Annotated in this window: 12 protein-coding genes; 3 read left to right on the forward strand and 9 right to left on the reverse strand. The window is 71.1% G+C overall.

Annotation, left to right across the window (positions count from 1 at the left end):
• Positions 1 to 252 precede the first annotated feature (252 nt).
• From GCE65_RS12205 to GCE65_RS12215, 3 genes are all read right to left on the reverse strand, one after another.
• Positions 253 to 756: a hypothetical protein gene (locus GCE65_RS12205; RefSeq protein WP_153878588.1), complete on the reverse strand. Its 504-nt coding sequence runs from the start codon at positions 754 to 756 to the stop codon at positions 253 to 255.
• 979 nt (positions 757 to 1,735) lie between these two features.
• Positions 1,736 to 7,690 carry a GH92 family glycosyl hydrolase gene (locus GCE65_RS12210; protein WP_153878589.1) on the reverse strand — a complete coding sequence of 1,985 codons (5,955 nt, stop codon included), beginning with the start codon at positions 7,688 to 7,690 and terminating at the stop codon, positions 1,736 to 1,738.
• Positions 7,691 to 7,841: 151 nt separating this feature from the next.
• Positions 7,842 to 9,017, reverse strand: coding sequence for a sorbosone dehydrogenase family protein (locus tag GCE65_RS12215; RefSeq protein WP_228759936.1), 1,176 nt, complete (start codon positions 9,015 to 9,017; stop codon positions 7,842 to 7,844).
• A 260-nt stretch (positions 9,018 to 9,277) separates the two neighbouring features.
• Here GCE65_RS12215 and GCE65_RS12220 point away from each other — a divergent pair, with 260 nt between their 5' ends.
• The gene (locus GCE65_RS12220; RefSeq protein WP_153878590.1) at positions 9,278 to 9,817 is read left to right on the forward strand and encodes an NUDIX hydrolase family protein; all 540 of its coding nucleotides are present in this window, start codon (positions 9,278 to 9,280) and stop codon (positions 9,815 to 9,817) included.
• On the forward strand, positions 9,814 to 10,242 hold the full coding sequence (locus GCE65_RS12225) for a DUF3054 domain-containing protein (RefSeq protein WP_153878591.1): 429 nt from the start codon (positions 9,814 to 9,816) through the stop codon (positions 10,240 to 10,242). Before GCE65_RS12220 ends, GCE65_RS12225 begins: the two co-directional genes overlap by 4 nt.
• Before the next feature lie 10 nt (positions 10,243 to 10,252).
• Here the strand turns inward: GCE65_RS12225 and GCE65_RS12230 are convergent, their stop codons facing one another.
• Complete coding sequence (locus tag GCE65_RS12230) at positions 10,253 to 10,963, reverse strand: MgtC/SapB family protein (RefSeq protein WP_227993589.1); 711 nt, start codon at positions 10,961 to 10,963, stop codon at positions 10,253 to 10,255.
• A gap of 202 nt (positions 10,964 to 11,165) precedes the next feature.
• On the opposite strand from GCE65_RS12230, the gene GCE65_RS16665 reads away from it, so the two are divergent.
• Positions 11,166 to 13,271, forward strand: coding sequence for a GDSL-type esterase/lipase family protein (locus GCE65_RS16665; protein ID WP_228759937.1), 2,106 nt, complete (start codon positions 11,166 to 11,168; stop codon positions 13,269 to 13,271).
• Here GCE65_RS16665 and GCE65_RS12240 read toward each other — a convergent pair.
• From GCE65_RS12240 to GCE65_RS12260, 5 genes are all read right to left on the reverse strand, one after another.
• Complete coding sequence (locus tag GCE65_RS12240) at positions 13,264 to 13,917, reverse strand: CueP family metal-binding protein (RefSeq protein ID WP_194928699.1); 654 nt, start codon at positions 13,915 to 13,917, stop codon at positions 13,264 to 13,266. The genes GCE65_RS16665 and GCE65_RS12240 overlap by 8 nt on opposite strands.
• Positions 13,918 to 13,921: 4 nt before the next feature.
• The gene (rdgB, locus tag GCE65_RS12245) at positions 13,922 to 14,572 is read right to left on the reverse strand and encodes an RdgB/HAM1 family non-canonical purine NTP pyrophosphatase (RefSeq protein ID WP_153878592.1); all 651 of its coding nucleotides are present in this window, start codon (positions 14,570 to 14,572) and stop codon (positions 13,922 to 13,924) included.
• The gene (gene rph, locus GCE65_RS12250; RefSeq protein ID WP_153878593.1) at positions 14,569 to 15,363 is read right to left on the reverse strand and encodes a ribonuclease PH; all 795 of its coding nucleotides are present in this window, start codon (positions 15,361 to 15,363) and stop codon (positions 14,569 to 14,571) included. The genes rdgB and rph overlap by 4 nt, the downstream gene beginning before the upstream one ends.
• A gap of 90 nt (positions 15,364 to 15,453) precedes the next feature.
• Entirely contained in the window at positions 15,454 to 16,338 is an 885-nt protein-coding gene (locus tag GCE65_RS12255) for a hypothetical protein (RefSeq protein ID WP_153878594.1), read from the reverse strand.
• A gap of 180 nt (positions 16,339 to 16,518) precedes the next feature.
• Positions 16,519 to 19,206, reverse strand: a complete 2,688-nt coding sequence (locus GCE65_RS12260; RefSeq protein ID WP_370460119.1) for a phosphoenolpyruvate carboxylase — start codon at positions 19,204 to 19,206, stop codon at positions 16,519 to 16,521.
• Between the last annotated feature and the right edge of the window lie 64 nt (positions 19,207 to 19,270).

Consider the following 19,270-nt stretch of genomic DNA (forward strand, 5'->3'; position numbering starts at 1 on the left):
TTCCTTAAGATTTTGGCCAACAGAGAAGTTCCGAACTGGGAGCTACCGCCGTGGCCTGCGCGGAATGTACGCCCTCATATATGGGTACGCAGAACCGCCGCGTCCGCCTGACGACTTCCATATAGACGAGGAGCACATCTACACATGCGGCGCCGCCGCACGAAAATCACCGTTATCAAGTTGCACAGCCGTCAGAATCACCTACATCCACGAAGCCGCATTCCCTCACGACCGCGACCCAAGCACGCCTCCTCAACGGAGCGTGACTCCTTCAGGAATCGGCACTGAAGTAGGTACCCAAATGCCGCAGCCATCCGACTGAAATGCGTAGTCGCTGGGCTGAATTACAACTTCAACGCGACGCGCCTCAACGATAAAATCGTTATCGATGGCACTGCCCGACTTTCCCTGACGCTCCCAATAGCAATTTGCGACACCCCCTTCCACGTAGTAGGTTCCTGGCTGCACCTCTTCTCCAACGAGGGCGTCATCTGCGCTAATCAAAAGAGGAAGAAGGTCTTCCATGAATGTCGCCATCGTCTGAACTCTCTCTGCCCATGGGTGGCTTGGACACAGTGCAAGCATTGCGCTCAATTCAGCAATAGTACTCTCACTTATCGCACCAACCGAAACTTCCCGCAGCCGCCCTTCATTCCGACCCGAAGTACTTGCGCAAAGATGGTAGGCGACATTGATTGCACCGTCATATTCATACATCTTCACCACCGCTTGCTCCGCCGCAGTTTCGGGAGACATTGGAGCATCATCGATTTGCGAAACGCATTCACGGGCACGGCCCCACGCCTCGGAGAAGTCCACTGGGTCAACTCGCTCCACAGTCACGCTAGTCGGAGAGCACCTAATCTCAACGCTTGGAACTGGCGGCTCGGTGGGCTTCGGTTCGGTTGGTGAAGCGACAGCGGTCGGAGGAGGCGCCACGCTTAGAGCTGCAGCGGTTCTCGTTTCACTTGGGGTCGACTCAGCGGGGACGGAGTCGGGGACACCCAGGCGCGAAAGGGCCCAGGCAACAGCAAGCAGAAATACGATTCCAACGATAATGGCGACACGAATGAGGCGTCTGCGGCTATACTGCCGAGTTGAGAAATGGTTGTCGCCCTCATCTAGCGCTTCGCTCATGCGGCCCTTTCGTGCATGTCATGTCCCGCCAACACCCTGATCGCTCTGGCACGGCGAGCAAGTCTGCGGATACTCCTGACACAAGAGCGTAGCGCACGTTTGACCTAGGTGCGCGGGTCGGAACTTGGCGGTCAACGCGCCGAGTTGAATCGGGCTTGCTGTCGCGGGTACTGGGAGCATTGGATCGTGACGGCGGCTCGCAGTGCGGCTTGTTCGAGATGGCTCTGTCGGTTGCCGGTCCAGGCCGAGGATTATCGCTGGCGGCGCCGGTCGCGAAGACGTTCCGTGGCTATGACCCGGTGCAGTCGCTTCTACTTCCGCCGAGTCTGGATAACGGGCTACGTGGCCTGGTACTGACCCAGCCGCCCGGGGTGGTATCGGCGAATATCGCGCCCATCAACGCAGCAGAGACTGCCAAACGGTCCACGATCACCGCACCGGACGGGCGCCCCCAGAGCCTGTAGCGGATTCACCGGCCGCTCTCAGCACGTCACCGGAACGGTTCTGACCCACGCACCCTAGCGAGGCGGCCCGACAGACGCCTCGCCCGCCGCCTCCGGTGTGGAGACGGCGGGCGAGGTGCCGGTCGTTCGTGCTGCTATTCGGCGGTGGAACCGAACCGGCGTCGCAGCGCGATCACCAGGCCACCGGCCGCCAGCAGCGCGCCGAGGGCGATGACCCAGCCGGTCACGCTCGCCCCGGTCGAGGGCATCGACCCGTCACCCGAGCCGTCGGCCGCGGTGTCCGCGCCCGATGCGTCACTCGATCCCGAGTCGTCGCCCTGGTCCGAGCCCGCATCCGATCCGTCCGAGCCGCCGTCCGACCCGTCCGAGCCGCCGTCGTCCCCGCCGATGGGCGCATCGCCCACGGTGAGCACGAGCGCCGCGGAGGTCGACGGCGCGAAGGCATCCTCGTCGTCCGGGGTGAACCGGGCGGTGTAGGAGTGCTCGCCCGAGGTCGCCGGGGTGACGTCGACCGAGGCCGTGCCACCCGAGACCGGGGCGGTTCCCACGACCTCGTCGCCGTCGAGGATCTCGATCATTCCGCTCGCCTCGGCGGGCGCGACGGTCGCGGTGAGCGTGACCGAGGATCCCGCCACGGGGGCGTCCGAACCGGCGGTGAGCGTCACGCTCGTGTCCACCGGGCCGGGCACCTCGAGGGCGACGACGATCTCGGCGCGGGCCGGCACCTGCGACTCGGCGCCCGTGGCCACCACGGGATACGTGCCCGCGACGGCAGCGGCCGGGATCGCCAGCTCGTAGGCGAACCCGCCGTCGGCATCGGCGGTCACCGTGCCTTCGCCGCCCTCGCCACCCTCAGCACCGGCGAGGGTCATCGCCTCGCCGAGGTCCACGGCCACGGTCTCGCCCGGGGCGAAGCCGGACCCGGTCACGCCCACGGTCCCACCCGGGGCGACCGTCTCGGCGTCGAGGGTGATCGCCGGCTCGTAGAGCACCGGCGGGTCGGTCACGACGATCTCGAGCCGGGCGACCTGCGAGGTCACGCCGTCGTCCACCGTGACCGCCACCTGATAGGTGCCGGGCGCGGCGTACGTGTGCGTGCCGGTCACCGAATCGGTCACGGCATCGATCAGGTCGACGGCGCTGCCGTCGCCCCAGTTGACGACCGCCGTCGTGTCATCGGTGCCGACGCCGCCCGAGACGGTGGCGAGGACCTCGGTGAAGGCGACCTGCGTCGTCTGTTCGCCGACCTCGGCCGGGGAGACCGCGAGCGCCGCGCTCTCCTGCCGGTCGCCGTCGGATGCGATCGCGAAGAGGTGCGCGCGGCCGTCGTTGCGGAGCGTGCCCTCCTCGGCGGGCAGGGTCAGGCTGACGACGCGCTTGGCCGCGCCGCCGGAGTCCGTGGCGAGGTCGACCGGGGCGGTCGCGAAGATCCCGGAGTTCTTCACGGTGCCCTCGGCCTGGGTGCCGACGAGGCGCCCCTTCGAGAGCCCGACCAGGATGTTGCCGTAGGCCGGGCTGCCCGAGGCGCCGACCCAGTCGCCGAACTGGATCGGGAGGTCCTGGGTCGTGCCGTCGGCGTAGGTGAGCACGCCCGTGAGGTCCTTGCCGGACTCGGTGGCCGTGCCGATGAGGGAGATCTGCGTGGCCCCGTCACCGAGGTCGATCGCGACACTCTGGCCCTCGCCGGTGATGTTGTCCGGCTCCCCCGCGGGGATGTCGGGCAGGTCGAACGTCACGTCCGTGCCGGGAACCTCGACCGTCGTGCCCTGCACGAAGCCCGAGTCCGCGAGCTTGTCGCGGAAGTAGCTCGAGCTTTGCCCGTCGCAGTTGCCGGCGGTCTCGTTCAGGTCGCCGATGCACACGTTGTTGAACTGACCGGTGAACGTGTCGTCGCGGTAGACCTCGATCGACGTGGTGCCACCGGCCCTCGCGCCGCCGTCGGCGGTCGCGGTGACCGTCACCGTGTAGACGCCCGGCCGGTCGTAGGTGTGCGACGCGGCCGCTCGCCAGCCGCCGAAGCCGTTGTCGGTGAGGGTGGCCGGCTGCGCGTCGCCGCCGTCGCCGAAGTCGACGGTCACGTCGGAGTCGGCATTCACGCCCTCGCCCCGGATCGTGGCGACCTGGCCGTCGAACTCCTCGCCCATGCGCACGCGCTGGGCGTCCGCCCCGGTGACCTCGAGGTCGCCGGTCGCGGCACCCGTGGCGAACAGCTCGAGCTCGGCGAGGGCGAGGTCGCCCTCGGCGGCCGAGACGGTGAGCCGGTACTGGGTGTAGCCGGCCGCATTATCGCTGCCGGGCACCGAGAACGGACGGGTCTGGGTTCCGAACGGGAAGGTCTCGCCGCTGCGGGAGTCCAGCTCGGTCCAGTTCTCGCCGTCGCTGGAGGCCTTGAGGGTCCACGCCGCGGGTGCGGCGCCGGCCGTCGTGGCGGTGAGCGTGTATGAATGGACGGCGACCGGTCCCGATTCGGAGGTCCAGGTCAGTTCCGCGTCGGTTCCCTCGAACGTGACCGAGGAGCGCATGAGGTCGTCGGTCAGCGGCGCCGAATCGACGGTCTCGCCGGCGCCGTCACGCGCGGTCAGGGTGCCGATGCCGGGCTTCGTGGCGTCGCGCATCGTCTCGGGCACGGACAGGTCCTCGTCGAGGTCCTTGGCGCCCCAGTCGCTCGGGCTCTCACTCATGGTGAAGGTGAGGGTGCCGCCGGAGCGGATGAGGTCGCCGTCGATGGTCGTCTCGGTCAGCGGCGTGCCGTTGTGGGCGACACCGTCGACGTAGACCTTGCCCTCGCTCGCGCCGGGCGCCTCGATCCGCAGGGTCGTATCGCCGAGGTTGAGGGTGGCGGCGTCGAAGATCGGCGAGCCGATCGTGTAGTCGCCGGAGCCGACCTGGAGCGGGTAGAAGCCGAGCGCGGAGAAGATGTACCAGGCGGAGAACTCGCCGTTGTCCTCATCGCCGGGGTAGCCCTGGCCGATGTCGGAGCCGGCGAAGAGCCGCTGCATGATCTCCCGGATGAGCTCCTGGGCGCCGGAGGGGTCCCCGGCCTCGGCGAGCACGTAGGGGATGTGGTGGGCGACCTGATTCGACAGCCCGAGCATGCCCAGGCGCACGTCGCGCGCCTCGCGGGCCTCGTGGATGCCGGAGTAGTCGGCCTTCTCGGGCGTGGTGAGGAACTCGTGCAGTTCGTCCACGAGACCTTGGCGGCCGCCGTAGAGGGCGGCGAGGCCGTCGACGTCCTGCGGGGCGTGGAAGGCGAAGGTCCATCCCGAGGCCTCGGTGAACGCCCCGCCCCACTCCTTCTTGTCGAAGTCGGCCCCGTCGGAGAACGAGCCGTCGGCGTTGCGGGAGGTGAAGACCCCGGCCTCCGGGTTGTACATGAGGGCGAAGTGCTCGGAGCGGGCGTCGAAGTAGGCGGCCTCCTCGCGCAGCTGCGCCACGCGGTCGGCCGGGGTGTTCGGGTCGTCGGCGAGCTTGTGCGCCATCTGCGCGATGCCGTAGTCGTTGATGAAGCCCTCGAGGCCCCACGAGGCGCTCTGGTGGGTGCTCGCGTCGGTGTAGCCGAGGAAGATCGACCGGTCGAGGCCCTTGCGGCCCACCGCGTTCGAGTCGGGCAGCACCGTCGCGTTCTTCACGGCGGCGTCATAGGCGTCGAGCGCGAGGTCGGTGTCGATCGCGCCGGCGAGGTAGGCCTCGGCGAAGGCGACGTCGGAGCTCGTGCCGGTCATGAGGTCGGCGTAGCCGGGCGAGGACCACCGGGCGACCCAGCCGCCGTCGCGGTACTGCTGCACGAAGCCGTCGACCAGTTCCTGGGTGATCCCGTCCGGGTAGAGCAGCGCGTACGCCGGCCAGGCCGTGCGGTAGGTGTCCCAGAAGCCGTTGTTGACGTAGATCTTCCCGTCGACGATCGGCGCGTTCGTCTCGGTGTCGGTCGCATCGCCCACGGTCGGCGAGACCGGGCTCGCGTACTGGTACACCGGCGCCTCGGCCGTGCCCGTGTTCTCGAACTGGGAGTTCGGGTAGAGGTTGAGGCGGTACAGCCCCGAGTAGAGGTTGACCAGTTGCTCGTCGGTCGCGCCCTCGACGTCGGTGATGACCGAGAGCCGCTCGTTCCAGGCGTCGGTCGCGGCCGCGTGGAGCTCGTCGAAGCTGCGGCCGGTCACCTCGAGACCGAGGTTCTTCTCGGCCTGGGCCTGGGAGATGAAGGAGCTTGCCACGCGCAGCTCGACCGTCGAGTCCTCGCTCGTGTCGAAGGCGGCGTACCGGGCGCTGTCCCGGTCCCCGCGCGGTGCGGCGCCCGCCGCCGTGGGCGCGGCGTCGAACTGGCCGGCGACGAACATCCGGGTCTTGCCCGGGTAGCCGGAGCCGTCCTCGACCCAGCCGCTCACGTGGCCGTCGGCGGAGACAGTGAGGCCGGACTTTCCGTCCTTGTCACTGATGCCCTGATCGACGAGCACGCTGCCGGTGTCCCCGGTGAAGGTGAAGGCGAAGACCGCGCCGTGGTCGGTCGGGGTGACCGCCGTGGCGAGCCCGTTGTCGAATTCGACCTCGTAGATGTCGGGCCGGGCGGTCTCGTTCTCGTGGCCGAAGGCGAGCTTGCGCTCGCTCAGCTTCGAGGTCGGATCGCTGCCGTCGGCGGGGAGCACGATGAACTGGTTCCGGTCGCCCATCCAGATGCTCGGCTCGTGCGAGAAGCCGATGCCCTCGAGGGTGGGCCGGTTGTCGGAGTTGTTCCGGGCCTGGTACTCGTACAGTGTCCCGGTGGTGCTCGCGTTGGTGAACGGGGTGATGAAGTTGAACCCGTTCGGCCAGGCGGTCGCCGGGATATTGTTGCCGCGGGAGAAGCCGCCGGAGGAGTTCGTGCCGCGGCGGGTGTCCACGTAGCTGACGAGCCCGTCGGAGGTGTCGCGCTCGACCGCGTGATCGAGCGTCACGTCGTCGAGGTAGCCGCCCACCGTCGTGCCGGCCGGGGCGTCCGGCTGGTCGTAGGCGAGGAGCACGTCGGTGACCGTGCGCCCGGCGAAGGCGGACAGGTCCACGGTGACCGAGTTCCACTGGTCGGGCCAGAGGATGTCGCCGGTGCCCTGCGCGCGGGCGTTCGCGCCGAAGCCGTACGCGTCGGTGGCGCCGGTCTCGGACAGGCGGGTGCCGTCGTCGAACACGAGGTCGACCGCGGCGTGGGTCGAGGCGTAGGTGAGCCCGCGGTCGAGCTCGGGGAAGATCTTGTAGGTGAGCTGGGAGTCCGCGGTCAGTTCCACGTCGGTCTCGAACAGCGTGTTGACGGCGCTCGCGCCCCCGTCGCCCGTGACCTGGCCGCCGTAGTGCAGCGAGCGGGTGCCGGTGAACCCGACGCCGGTCTTGGCCGTGGAGGACGAGCTGGGGCCGCCGGCGACCTCGGTGAGCATCGGCGTGATGGGCGTGCCCAGGTCGGAGTCGAGGAGCTCGAAATCGGCGAGCTGGATGAGGCTGGTGCCCTGGTTCGCGGCGATGTTCAGGCGGACGTAGGTGTACTCCGCGCTGCGCTCGTCGAGCTCGTAGTCCTTGGTCACGAATCGGTTCTCGCCGTCGTCGTCCTGCCAGACCTCGCCGGTGCGGGCGTCGAGCTCGACCCAGTCCTCGCCGTCGGTGGACCCCTCGACGGTGAAGTCGCGCGGGTCCCGGTCGGGGGCGTCGTTGGCAGAGGTGAGCGCGTAGCCGGTGATCGAGGCGGCCTCGGAGAGCTCGTAGGTGAGCCAGGCGCTCGTCGCGTGGGCGAGCCACTTCGTTTTCGGGTTGCCGTCGGCGGCCTTGACGGCGGTCTCGCTCGGCGGGTTCTCGTCGCTCGCGGTGACGCCGGCGACGAGCCCGAGGAGGCTGCCGGCCCGGTAGGAGGCGCCGGTGAAGTTCACCGGGGCATCGTATGACGCGCTCAGGGCCGGCTGGGAGTCCCCGGCCTCGAAGGACGAGGCGAATTCGCTCTCGGCGGCTGCGGCGGGAACGGTGGCACCGATGAGCAGGGTGCCGACCAGCGCGCCGGTGGACGCGACCGCGGCGGCGGCTCCGGCCCTTCGGCGGGGACCGCCCGCTCGGGTCGTTCGTGACCTCGGTAGTGACATGCAGGGGGCTCCTTCGGCTCCAACGGATCTTCCGATCCTGACATCGATGTCAGGTTTGGTCGAAGCTATCACGCCCACCCGCGCACCCGTCAACCCCCACCCTGTCGGCGTCAGGCGTCCCTGGCCATCGGGCGAGAACGCGCTACTGGGCTCACCCGAGCGCGAACGCGACGATCCGGTCGTCCCCGGGGCGCGGGTCGCCGCGGCCGTCGGTGTTGTTCGTGAGGAACCAGAGGCCGCCGTCCGGGGCGGGCACGACCGTGCGGATGCGCCCGTACTCACCCGCGAACAGCTCGGTCGAGGTCGCCGGGTCGGCGATCGGCACGACCCGCAGCCGCTCGCCGCGCAGGTTCGCGATCACGAGGCTGTCCCCGGAGCGGGCGATGCCGCTCGGGCTCGCCTCCTCGGTCGCCCACACCTGCACCGGATCGGTCATCCCGTCCCCGCCGCCCATGCCCTCGACGTCGGGCCAGCCGTAGTTGCCGCCCGCGGTGATGATGTTGAGCTCGTCCCACGTGTTCTCGCCGAACTCCGTGGCGAAGAGGGTGCCGTCGCCCGACCAGGCGAGGCCCTCGACGTTGCGGTGACCGTAGCTGTACACGAGCGATCCCGGGAACGGGTTGTCCGCGGGCACCTCCCCCGCCGGGGTCATCCGCAGGATCTTGCCGCTCAGGGAATCGAGGTCCTGGGCGTTCTCCCGCTCGGTGGCATCCCCCGTGGTCACATACAGCATGCCGTCCGGGCCGAACGCGATCCGCCCGCCGTTGTGCACGCGCGCGGCCGGGATGCCCGCCAGGATCGTCTCCGGGTCCCCGAGGGCGATGTCGCCCGGGTGCCCGGAGAGCGCGAACCGCTGCACCCGGTTCCCGCCCTCACCCGTGGAATAGACGTAGAGGCGGTCGTCGTCGGTGGCCATGCCCAGGAGGCCGCCCTCGCCCCCGTGCACGATGCCCGCCACGGTCGCCACCTCCCGGACGTCGCCGGCGGCGGTGAGCTCGAGGATCCGGCCGCTGTCGCGTTCGCTGATGAGGGCGGACGTGCCCACGAACACGATCGACCACGGCGCCTCGAGGCCGGTGGCGATGTCGACCGGTTCGGCGGGCGTGGGCGGCGGCGCGGCCGTCGGCATCGTGGTCGGCGCCTCCGACATGCGGGGCGTCGGCGCGCTCACCTGGGCCGACCGCTCCGGCTGCCGCTCCTGCCCCGGGCCGGAACACCCGGCGACGAGCAGGAGCATCACGATCGGCACGGCGGCCATCCCCCGTGCCCCGCGGGCCACCCGCTGCAGCCGCCGCATCCTCGCCTCCTCGCTCACGTCCTGCCACACGTCCGCCTCCTGGCCCGCCGCCTGCCCTGGCGGTCACAGGCCGGCCTGCTCCGAACATTCTCCCCGACGAGGTGCCCGGGCGCGAGGGGTGAGCCGCCAACGGCGGTCTGTCCGCTCTCTCGATTCTGCCCGCGTCGGCGCCCCACGACGAGGGGCACGCCCGCGCGGAGGGCGAGCCGCGCCGTCCACACGGGCACCTGAGCGAGGGGCGGGCAGCGGGCGAGTGGCGTTCGGCGGGCGCGCACGCTAGAAATTGAGGGGTGAGCGACATCGGATCCGACGACATCGGCAGCTGGTTCTCCGAGGAGGAGCTGACGGTGCTGCGGCACCGGCTGCCCTTCCTCTACCTCGACATCCTGCCCGTGCGGGTCGACGCCGACGGGCAGATCACCGAGATCGCCACCCTGCTGCGCACGCCGCGCGAGGGCGGGATCCGGCGGGCCCTGTGCTCGGGCCGGGTGATGTACCACGAGCGGCTGCGCGACGCGATCGCCCGGCACCTCGACAAGGACCTCGGGCCGATGGCGCTGCCGCGGCTGCCGGTCTCGATCGTGCCGTTCACCATCGCCGAGTACTTCCCCACCCCGGGCATCACGCCGTATCACGACCCGCGCCAGCACGCGGTCTCGCTCGCCTACATCGTGCCCGTGGACGGCGACTGCGTGCCCTCCCAGGACGCGCTCGAGATCGCCTGGAACGCCCCGGAGGAGATCATCGACCCAACCGTGCTCGGCGAGATGGTCGACGGGCACGCGGCGCTCATCCGCACCGCGCTGGCCACGACCGGGCGGCTCGTATGAGCGCCGCGGACCGGACCGGCTCTCCCGCCGAGGTCCGCGCCGGGCTCGCCGGCTGGGGCGCGCCGCTCGCGTTCCTCTTCGACGCGCTGCTCGTGCTCGCCTTCGTGCTGGCCGGGCGGGGCACCCATTCCGAGGACGGCGGGCTCGCCGGCGCCGCCGGCACGGCGTGGCCGTTCTGGGTGGCGCTCGTCTTCGGCTGGGCACTGGCGCGGGCGTGGCGCCGGCCGGTGGCGCTGTGGCCGGCGGGCGTGATCGTGTGGGCGACCACGGTCGCCGGCGGACTCGCGCTCAGGTACCTCACCGGCGGGGGCCTGGCGGGCGGCTTCCCCTACGTCGCGGCCGGGGTGCTCGCCGTATCGCTTCTCGGCTGGCGGCTCGTGGCACTGCTGGCCGCCCGGCTGCGGCTGCGGCGCGAGCTGCGCTGACGCCTGCGCCTCAGGCGCCGGCGTCCTCCTCGTCGTCGTTGTCGTCGCGGCGCACCTGCACCGAGCGGACCCCCTCGATGTCGTCGAGGTTCGGGATGAGGTTGCGCAGCGGCGCGCGCCCCTTGAAGCGGACGTCGAGCTCCACGAGGTCGGAGTCGTCCTTGCGGCGGGTGCCGAGGATGAAGGCGCTGAAGCCCACGGTCGTGGCCTCGGTCAGGAGCCGGCGCAGCACGCCCTCGCCGTCGACGTAGGTGATGCGCAGCACCCGGTTCGAGTCGCGCGTGGGCACGTGCGCCACGAGCGGGGCCACCACGATGAGCGCGAACAGGTGCGCCACCGTCAGGCCGATCGCGAGCGAGACCATGCCCGCCCCGGCCGCCATCCCCACCGCCGCGGCCACCCAGATGGTCGCCGCCGTGGTGAGCCCGCGCACGACGTCGCGCCGGGTGAAGATGACCCCGGCGCCGAGGAAGCCGATCCCCGAGACGATCTGGGCCGCGATCCGGGAGGGGTCGAGCACCACCTCCTCCCCGAGCACCGGGGCGAATCCGAAGGCGGACACGAGCGTGAACGTGCACGCACCCGTGCCCACGAGCACGTGCGTGCGGAATCCGGCGGCCTTCTGCCGGAACTGCCGCTCGAGGCCGATGAAACCGCACAGCACGAACGACAGGCCGAGCAGGCCGAGCTGCAGGCCCGAGGTCGACATCCACCAGCTCATCCGACCAGCCTAGCCGCGGCGCACCGGGCGGGCCCTGGTCGCGGCGGGCTCTGGTCGCGGCGGGCTCTGGTCGGCTCGGCCGGATCACGGGGACATCGCCGCGAGGCCTTGACATCGTTGTCAAGACGGTGTCATCGTGGCGGGCGACACGATCGAAGACGATTGGAATGCAATGTCGCCCCTTCTCGCTAGACCCCTTCGCATGGCGGGCGCCGCGCTGCTGCTCGCCGGCATCGTGCTGGCTCCCGCCGCACCGGCCACCTCGGCACCGCCCGACGACGGCTGGTTCACGTCCTGGGCCCAATCCCAGCAGCGCCGGTCGGACAACACGTTCACCGAACAGACGTTCCGCATGATCACGCACCTGAGCCAGGGAGGAGACTCCCTCCGGGTACGCCTCCAGAACGAGTTCGGCGCCGGCCCGATCACGATCGACGCGGCGGGCGTGGCCCTGTCCACGGGCGAGGCCGGGACGGTCGAGGGCACGAGCCGTCCGCTCAGCTTCGACGGCTCCCCCGCGGTGACCATCCCGGCCGGCGGCGAGGCGTGGAGCGATCCCGTCGAGCTGCAGACCGACGCCCAGGACGACGTCGCGGTGAGCATGTATCTGCAGGAGCCCACCGTGCCGAGCCTGCACGACGCCCCCTACCGGAAGAACTACGTCTCGCCCCGCGGATCGGGGAATCAGGTGGCGGACACGACGGGCGATCCGTTCACCGAGGTGATGTCGTGGACCTACCTCGTCAGCGCAGTCGACGTGCACAATCCCGATCTGCTCGGCACGACCGTGGCCTACGGCAGCTCGGTCGTCGACGGCGAGGGGAGCCAGAACTGCGGCCCGGGCTGCACCGCGCTCGGCACGGATCGCCGCTGGACCGACGAACTCGGCCGGCGCATCAACAGCGAATTGCCCGCCGACGCGCAGCTGGCGGTCGCGAACGCGGGGATCGGCGGCACCACGAGCTCTCCGGACTGCGCCGGGGGCGGGAACGACGGCGTCACCCGGCTCGACCGTGACGTGCTCGCGCTCCACGGGGTCACCGCGGTCCTTTTCTACTACGGAACGAACGACCTGGCCTACGGCGCGTGCACCGACCGCGAGATCGTCGAGAGCTATGTCGACATCTTCGACCGCCTCCACGACGCGGGCATCGCCGTCTATGTCACCCCGATCACGCCCCGTCCGTCCTATTCCGCCGACCAGAACGCCTGGCGCGGCGAGGTGAACGAATTCGTGCGCGCCGGCGGGAACTGCAGCGGCACCTGTGACGGCGTGATCGACTTCGACGCCGTCCTCAAGGACCCGGTGCGCCCGAACTCGATCCTGCCGAGATACGACACGGGTGACGGCGTCCACGTGAACGTCGCCGGACAGCAGGCGCTCGCGAACTCGATTCCCCTGTCGCTGCTGGCCGCAACGGGCGGCGGGGAGAGCCCGGCGCCCGTCGACTACTCGGTCTACGACTTCGAGAACGGCTACCAGGGGTGGCGCGCCGGGCAGGGCGTCGGGGCGCTGCTGTGGGCCCGCGCCGACGGCGACACGGGTGCGCACGCCCTTCAGGCGCGGTCGCGGCCCCTTCCCGCTCATCAGAAGCGCGCGCTCACCGTGACCCCACCGGTCCCCTTGGACCTGTCCCGCTCGAGTGAATTCATCGCGCACATGACGATGCGCGAAGGGCTCGGCGACGACGTGGGCTACGAGGCCTCGATCAAGCTCTGGTCGGCCGACGGCGACAGCCGCCTGCACGTCGTCCCCGTCGCCGCCGACGCTGCCGACGACCGGAACGAGCTGCGGTTCGCCCTGCCCGATTGGCAGGGCCTGGGCGCCGTGACCCGGATCGAGATCGGCCTGCGCGCGCCGGCCTCGTCCGCGCCGTGGACCTCCGTCTTCCAGATCGACGACGTCTCCTGGCCCGCGGACCAGGAGCCAGGGGAACCCACCGACCCGGGCACCGACGAGCCGACCGACCCAGGCACCGACGAGCCGACCGACCCCGGAACAGGCGAGCCGACCGACCCCGGCACCACCGAACCCACCGACCCCGGAACAGGCGAGCCCACCGACCCCGGCACCACCGAACCCACCGACCCCGGCACCGGCGAGCCCACCGACCCCGGCACCACCGAACCCACCGACCCCGGGACAGGCGAGCCCACGGACCCCGGCCGCACGGACGACTCCGCGGCGGCGCTGCCCCGCACGGGATCGTCCGGGGCGCTGCCGTGGGCCGTGTGCGCCGGATCGGTCACCCTGATCGGGTTGATCCTCGCCGTGCGCCGGGGTCGGTACGCCCGATCGCTCAGGTGAGGTGGACGGTGGTGAGGCAGGTCGGGTCGTCGGCGCCGGTGGCGAGCGGAACCGTGGCGGTGCGCTCCCCCTGCGTCACGGTCAGGGTTCCGGCGAGGTCGCGCGGGAGCCACAGCCCGAGGAAGCCGTTGTCGTTCGTGCTCGCGGTCTCGGCGAGCACGACGCTGCCGTCGTCCGCGAGCACCTGCACGTCGAACTCCTCCCCGGAGAGTTCCCCGAGGCAGGTGGTCAGGCTGTGGAAGTAGCACTCGTGGGTCTGGTCCACGAACGGCGCGATCGACACGTAGAACTCGTCGGCGGGCAGCGGCACGGCGGCCTCGCGGCCGTCGGCCCCGGTGACGAGCACGGCGTCGGATCGCACCGAGGCGATGAGCCCGGTGGGGCGTTCGGTGATCGGGGTCGCCTCGAGCCGGTCCACGAGCTCGCGTCCGTCGAGGCCGGCGAGGTCGTATTCGGCGAGGATCCCCTCGGCTGTCGCCGAGCCTGTGGACGACGCCTGCTCGCCTCCCCGCGCAGGTTCCGGCCGGTCATCGGTCGGGGTACACGCGGACAGCACCGTGAGCACGGCGACGGTGAGAACGGTGGCGAGTGCGGCGGCGAGCGGGGAGCGCCGCCCGGGCGCGCCGGGGTGGGGTCGTGTCGTCATGAGGTCATACTCTGGCAGGCCCGCCCGCGGACCCGCTGGGACGATGGTCATGCCCCAGGGCGCGGCCGATGTGCGGCGTGAGTGCGCGGAAGGCCTGGCCGCGGTGGGAGATGGCGTTCTTCTCCTCGGCGGGGATCTCGGCGGTGGTCACGTCGCGGCCGGTCGGCATGAGGATCGGGTCGTAGCCGAAGCCGCCGTCGCCCCGGGGCTCGGTGGTGAGCGTGCCCGCGAGGTAGCCGTGCTCGACGTGTTCGTGGCCGTCCGGGGTCACGAGGGCGGCGGCGCAGACGAACGCCGCCTGGCGGTGGCCGGGGGCGATGTCGGCGAGTTGGGCGAGCAGCAGTTCGAGGTTCGCGCGGTCGTCGCCGTGGCGGCCGGCCCAGCGGGCGGAGAAGATGCCGGGTGCGCCGCCAAGCACGTCGACGGCGAGGCCGGAGTCGTCCGCCACGGCCACGAGCCCGGTGGCGCGGGCGAGGGCGCGGGCCTTGATCAGGGCGTTCTCGGCGAACGTCACCCCGGTCTCCTTGACGTCGGGCGTTCCGAGCTCCGCCGCGGAGGTGATCTCGTCGGCCGCGAGCACGCCCGCGAGGATCGCCCGCAGCTCGGTCAGCTTGCCCGGATTGTGGGTTGCGAGCACGAGCCGGGCAGCGCTCATGCGCCGGTCCCGGTCGGCGCGGCGGCGATCGGGGCGGGGGCGGTGCGGCCGGGCAGGTCGGCGGCGAGGGCCCGGTGCTGCAGCTCGGTCAGGCTCGCCGTGCCGGCGAGGGCGAGGTCGAGGAGGGAGTCGAGTTCGGCGCGGTGGAAGGGCACGCCCTCGGCGGTGCCCTGCACCTCGACGAAGGAGCCCGAGCCCGTGACCACGACGTTCATGTCGGTGTCGGCGCGGACGTCCTCGACGTAGGGCAGGTCGAGCATGGGGGTGCCGTCGATGATCCCGACCGACACGGCGGCCACGGAGTCGGTGAGCACGGTCGCGGAGGCGGCGATGTCGCCGGTCCGCTGGCCGTGGGCCACGGCGTCGGCCAGCGCCACGTAGGCACCGGTGATCGCGGCGGTGCGGGTGCCGCCGTCGGCCTGGAGCACGTCGCAGTCGAGCACGATCGTGTTCTCCCCGAGGGCGGCCAGGTCGATGATCGCGCGCAGGGAGCGGCCGATGAGCCGGGAGATCTCGTGGGTGCGGCCGCCGATCTTGCCCTTGACCGATTCCCGGGACGAGCGGGTGGTCGTGGCCCGGGGCAGCATGGCGTACTCGGCGGTGACCCAGCCGAGACCGGACCCCTTGCGCCAGCGCGGCACCTCGGCCGTGAACGAGGCGGTGCACAGCACCCGGGTGCCGCCGAATTGCACGAGCACCGAGCCCTCGGCGTGGTCGGACCACCCCCGCTGGAACGTCACGGATCGCAGTTCATCGGGGCGGCGCCCATCGGCGCGGGTCATCGAACTCATGGATTCGAGCCTACTGGGTTCCGCTCTCCACCCCGACTCGGGCCGGCCGTGCCGGGCCGTCTCCCCCGCCACCCGGCGGAGCGGCACGCACTATCCGCGCGGTTCCCGCCACCGGGCGGCCGGGACGCCCCGCGTCAGCGCGGTGCCCTTCTTCAGCCGCACCCGCACCCCGTTGTTCGCCAGCCACTCGAGGGCCAAGGCCGCAGCCGCCTCCAACGACTCGGGCCTCGCGTCGAGTTGGCGCTGCGCCTCCCGCTCCCACCAGGCGTCGAGTGCGACATAGATCTCCTCGGCATCGGTCCGGCGCGTGAGTCCCGCCAACGGGTCGTGATGCTCCAAGAGCAGGCCGGCGGCGTCGGAGGCCCGGCCCCGCCGCCACAGCAGGATCGCCCAGACGCCCGCGCCGCACATCATGAGCGAGCCGGCGATCACCCGCGTCCACCCCTCCGGATCGCGAATATCGTCCAATGCGAAGACGGCCTGATAGATCGGGAACCCGACCAGGATGGATCCGGGCACGAGGTAGCCGGCCGCCTCCCAGCCGCCGTGATAGATCCTTCCGCGGGCACGCAACGGCTCGAGCCATGCCAGCAGCGCGATCGAGATCAGCGCCAACATGCCGGCCGGAATCATCCACTCCTCGGCCGAGAACAACGGGGCGCTTCGGCGCGTGATCGTGCCCTGGTTGAGAAGCGGCACGATTCCGGCGGCCCCGAGCAGGAATCCCACGAACGTCAGCGTCAATGCTCCGCGCGGCACGGGTCGGATCGGTTCGATCGAGGGATCGCGACGCCGGTTCGCCTCATCGACCGCCGCGACCCGTGCGCGTTCTCGATCCCGGTACGCGGTGCTCGAGAGCGCCACGAGTGCGAGCCGCCGCGCGTCCCCGACCTCGGCGTCGCGGGAATGACCCTGCATCCACTCCTGGATGAGAATCATGAGGCGGAAGCGTGTCCGCGCGGGAATCCGCCGCATGGGCTCCTCCTATCCGACGTGATCGACGCTGCCGGCGCATCCGCTCCTATACAGCCCAGCGGGGAGGATCGACCACCTCACGAGTGGCCGACCGCCCCCACACCGGGCCGCACAGCCGAGCGGGGAGGATCGTCCACGCACCGGGTGGTCGATCCTCCCCGCTGGCAGGGGCGATGCGCACTACCCGGTGTTCTGCACCCCGGCGGCCACGCCGTTGACGGAGATGAGCATGAGTCGGCGGTTCTGCTTATCGGCGCTCTCGTCGGAGCCGTCGGTCGAGCGCAGCCCGCGCAGTGCGCGCAGCTGGATGAGGCTCAGGGCGTCGACGTAGGGGCTGCGCAGCTGCACCGCCCGGCCGAGCACCCGGTGCCCGGCCAGCAGCCGCTCCTGGCCGGTGATCTGCACGATCCAGTCCCGGGTGAGGGCCATCTCCTCGAGCACCATCGTGGCCAGGTCCTCCCGGTCACCGAGGGCGAGATAGCGCTTGGCGATCCGGGTGTCGGTCTTGGCCAGCGACATCTCGACGTTGTCGATCATCGTGGCGAACAGCGGCCACTCGGCATAGGCCCGCTGGAGCTCCGCCAGGTCGCCGACGCCCGCGAGCGCGGCGCCCAGCCCGAACCAGCCCGTCAGGTTGATGCGCGCCTGGGTCCAGGCGAACACCCACGGGATCGCCCGCAGGTCCTCGAGGGATTCCACGCTCAGCCCGCGACGGGCCGGGCGGGAGCCGATCGGCAGCCACCCCACCTCCTCCTGCGGGGTCACGGTGGCGAACCACGGCGCGAAGCCCTCGGAGTGCACGAGATCGTAGAACCGCGCCCGGGAGATCTCGTCGAGGCGACCGGCCAGGCCCGCGAAGGTGTGGGCGGCGTCGTCGTTGCGCTGGGAGATCGCCTCGGTGCCCTGCATGAGGGTGGCCGCGGCGACCTGCTCGATGTGCCGGGTGGCGATGACCGGGTCGCCGTAGCGGGCGGAGATGACCTCCCCCTGCTCCGTCAGCTTGAACCGGCCGTCGACCGAGCCCGGTGGCTGCGCGAGCACGGCCCGGTTCGCGGGGCCGCCCCCACGCCCCAGCGCCCCGCCGCGGCCGTGGAACAGGGTGAGCTCGATGTCGTTGCGCCGCGCCCAGGCGGCGATCTTCTCCTGCGCCTCGTACAGGGCGAGGGTCGCCGAGACCGGCCCCACGTCCTTGGAGGAGTCGGAGTAGCCGAGCATCACCTCGACCCGCCGGCCCGTCGCCTCGAGCCGGGCACGGTAGGGCTCGAGGGCGAGCATGTCGTCGAGCACGCCCGGGGCCGCGTGCAGGTCGTCGAAGGTCTCGAAGAGGGGGATGACATCGAGTGCGGGCACGTCCTCGGGCGAGCCGAACGCGGCCTCCGCGAGCGCGAAGACGCATCCGACGTCGTCCGCACACGTGGCGAACGAGATGATGTAGCGGTGCGCGGCCCGCTCGCCGTGGCGGCGCTGGACCGAGCCGATCGCGCGGAAGGTGTCGAGCACCTCCTTGGACATGTCCGAGAGCTCGCCGCCGTTCTCGGCCACCGCCGCGAGGTCGGCGAGCGTGCGCCGGTGCACCTCGGAATGCTGACGCACCTCGAACTCGGCGAGGTGGAAGCCGAAGGTCTCCACCTGCCAGATGAGATCCTGCAGCTCGCCGTAGCCGCGGCGGACCTCGCCGGCGGTCACGAGCGAATCCTGCACCGTGCGCAGGTCCGCGAGCAGCGCCTCCGGGGAGGGGTAGGCGAGGTCGGCGTCGCGGGCGCGGGTGGCCGCGAGCCGCTCGGCCACCATCCCCATGACCTGGCGATGGGGCTCCTCGGGGGCGCCCGCGGCGATCTCGTCGGCCACCTCGACCGCGAGGGAGCGCTGGGTGTTCCACAGCTTCGTCAGCTCCGGCGAAGGCGCAGTGGTCGTCGCGTCGAGGGTGAGCAGGACGGCGACCTCGCGGGTCGCGGCCGTGAGCGCGGACAGGATGTGCTCGCTCGCGATGCCCGCCGCGGCCCGGGTGATCGGGGCCGTGACGTTCGGATTGCCGTCGCGGTCCGCGCCGATCCAGGAGCCGAGCCGCACGAACGCGGGGGCGAGCGGCGCGTGCGGGTCGGTGCCGCCGAGCAGGTCGTCGAAGCGCCGATACACCTGCGGGAGCGTGCGGAACAGGGTCGCCTCGAAGACGCCCATCGCCGTGCGCACCTCGTCGAGCGGGGTCGGCTTGTCGAGCCGCAGCGGCGAGGTGCGCCACAGGGTGTCGATCTCGGTCAGCAGCGAGCGCTCGTTCGCCGCGAGCGCGGAGGCGCCCAGGCGGGTGTCGCCGCGGCCGGCGAGCAGGTCGGTGATGCGCCGGATCGAGGCGTTGATCGCGCGGCGGCGGGCCTCGGTCGGGTGGGCCGTGAGCACGGGCCGGAACTCGAGCTCGGCGATCCGCGCGCGGGCGGCCTCCTCACCGTAGGTCTCGCGCAGGTACGCGATCGTGCCGGCGAGGGAGTCCTCGGGACTGGCCGCGACGGCGTCCTCACGGCTGCGCAGCACGCGCACGCGGTGGGCCTCCTCGGCGAGGTTGACGAGGTGGAAGTAGCACAGGAACGCGCGGGCGACCTCCTCGGCCCGGTCGAGCGTGAACGCCTCGACGAGCGCTTCGGCCTGCTCGAACGCCTCGGATCCCGGCGCGGCGTAGGCCCGGATGGTCAGCTCCCGCAGGCGCTCGACGTCGGCGAGGAGATCGGCGCCGCCGGCCTCGGTGAGCACCCGGCCGAGCAGGTCGCCCAGCAGCCGAACGTCGTGACGCAGTTCATCGGGCATCTCCTCGACCGCGCCGGATCGTGATCCGGATGCGATGCCGTGAGCCGGGGTATCGGATGAGTCGATCGTCATGACTCGAGCGTAACGGTCTCAAGGACTGGTCAAGAACGCAGGTGCCGGGAGGCCCCGGCAGCGT

It is taken from the genome of Pseudactinotalea sp. HY158 (genome assembly GCF_009660225.1).
Taxonomy (GTDB): Bacteria; Actinomycetota; Actinomycetes; order Actinomycetales; family Beutenbergiaceae; genus HY158.

Bases quoted from the DNA above. Each gene is read 5' to 3' on its own strand.
- GCE65_RS12205 (WP_153878588.1), bottom strand. From the start codon at position 756: ATGTCTCCCGAAACTGCGGCGGAGCAAGCGGTGGTGAAGATGTATGAA.
- rdgB (WP_153878592.1), bottom strand. From the start codon at position 14,572: ATGAGCGCTGCCCGGCTCGTGCTCGCAACCCACAATCCGGGCAAGCTG.
- GCE65_RS12260 (WP_370460119.1), bottom strand. From the start codon at position 19,206: ATGACGATCGACTCATCCGATACCCCGGCTCACGGCATCGCATCCGGA.
- GCE65_RS12230 (WP_227993589.1), bottom strand. From the start codon at position 10,963: ATGAGCTGGTGGATGTCGACCTCGGGCCTGCAGCTCGGCCTGCTCGGC.
- GCE65_RS12255 (WP_153878594.1), bottom strand. From the start codon at position 16,338: ATGCGGCGGATTCCCGCGCGGACACGCTTCCGCCTCATGATTCTCATC.
- GCE65_RS12225 (WP_153878591.1), top strand. From the start codon at position 9,814: ATGAGCGCCGCGGACCGGACCGGCTCTCCCGCCGAGGTCCGCGCCGGG.
- GCE65_RS12210 (WP_153878589.1), bottom strand. From the start codon at position 7,690: ATGTCACTACCGAGGTCACGAACGACCCGAGCGGGCGGTCCCCGCCGA.
- rph (WP_153878593.1), bottom strand. From the start codon at position 15,363: ATGAGTTCGATGACCCGCGCCGATGGGCGCCGCCCCGATGAACTGCGA.
- GCE65_RS16665 (WP_228759937.1), top strand. From the start codon at position 11,166: ATGGCGGGCGCCGCGCTGCTGCTCGCCGGCATCGTGCTGGCTCCCGCC.
- GCE65_RS12240 (WP_194928699.1), bottom strand. From the start codon at position 13,917: ATGACGACACGACCCCACCCCGGCGCGCCCGGGCGGCGCTCCCCGCTC.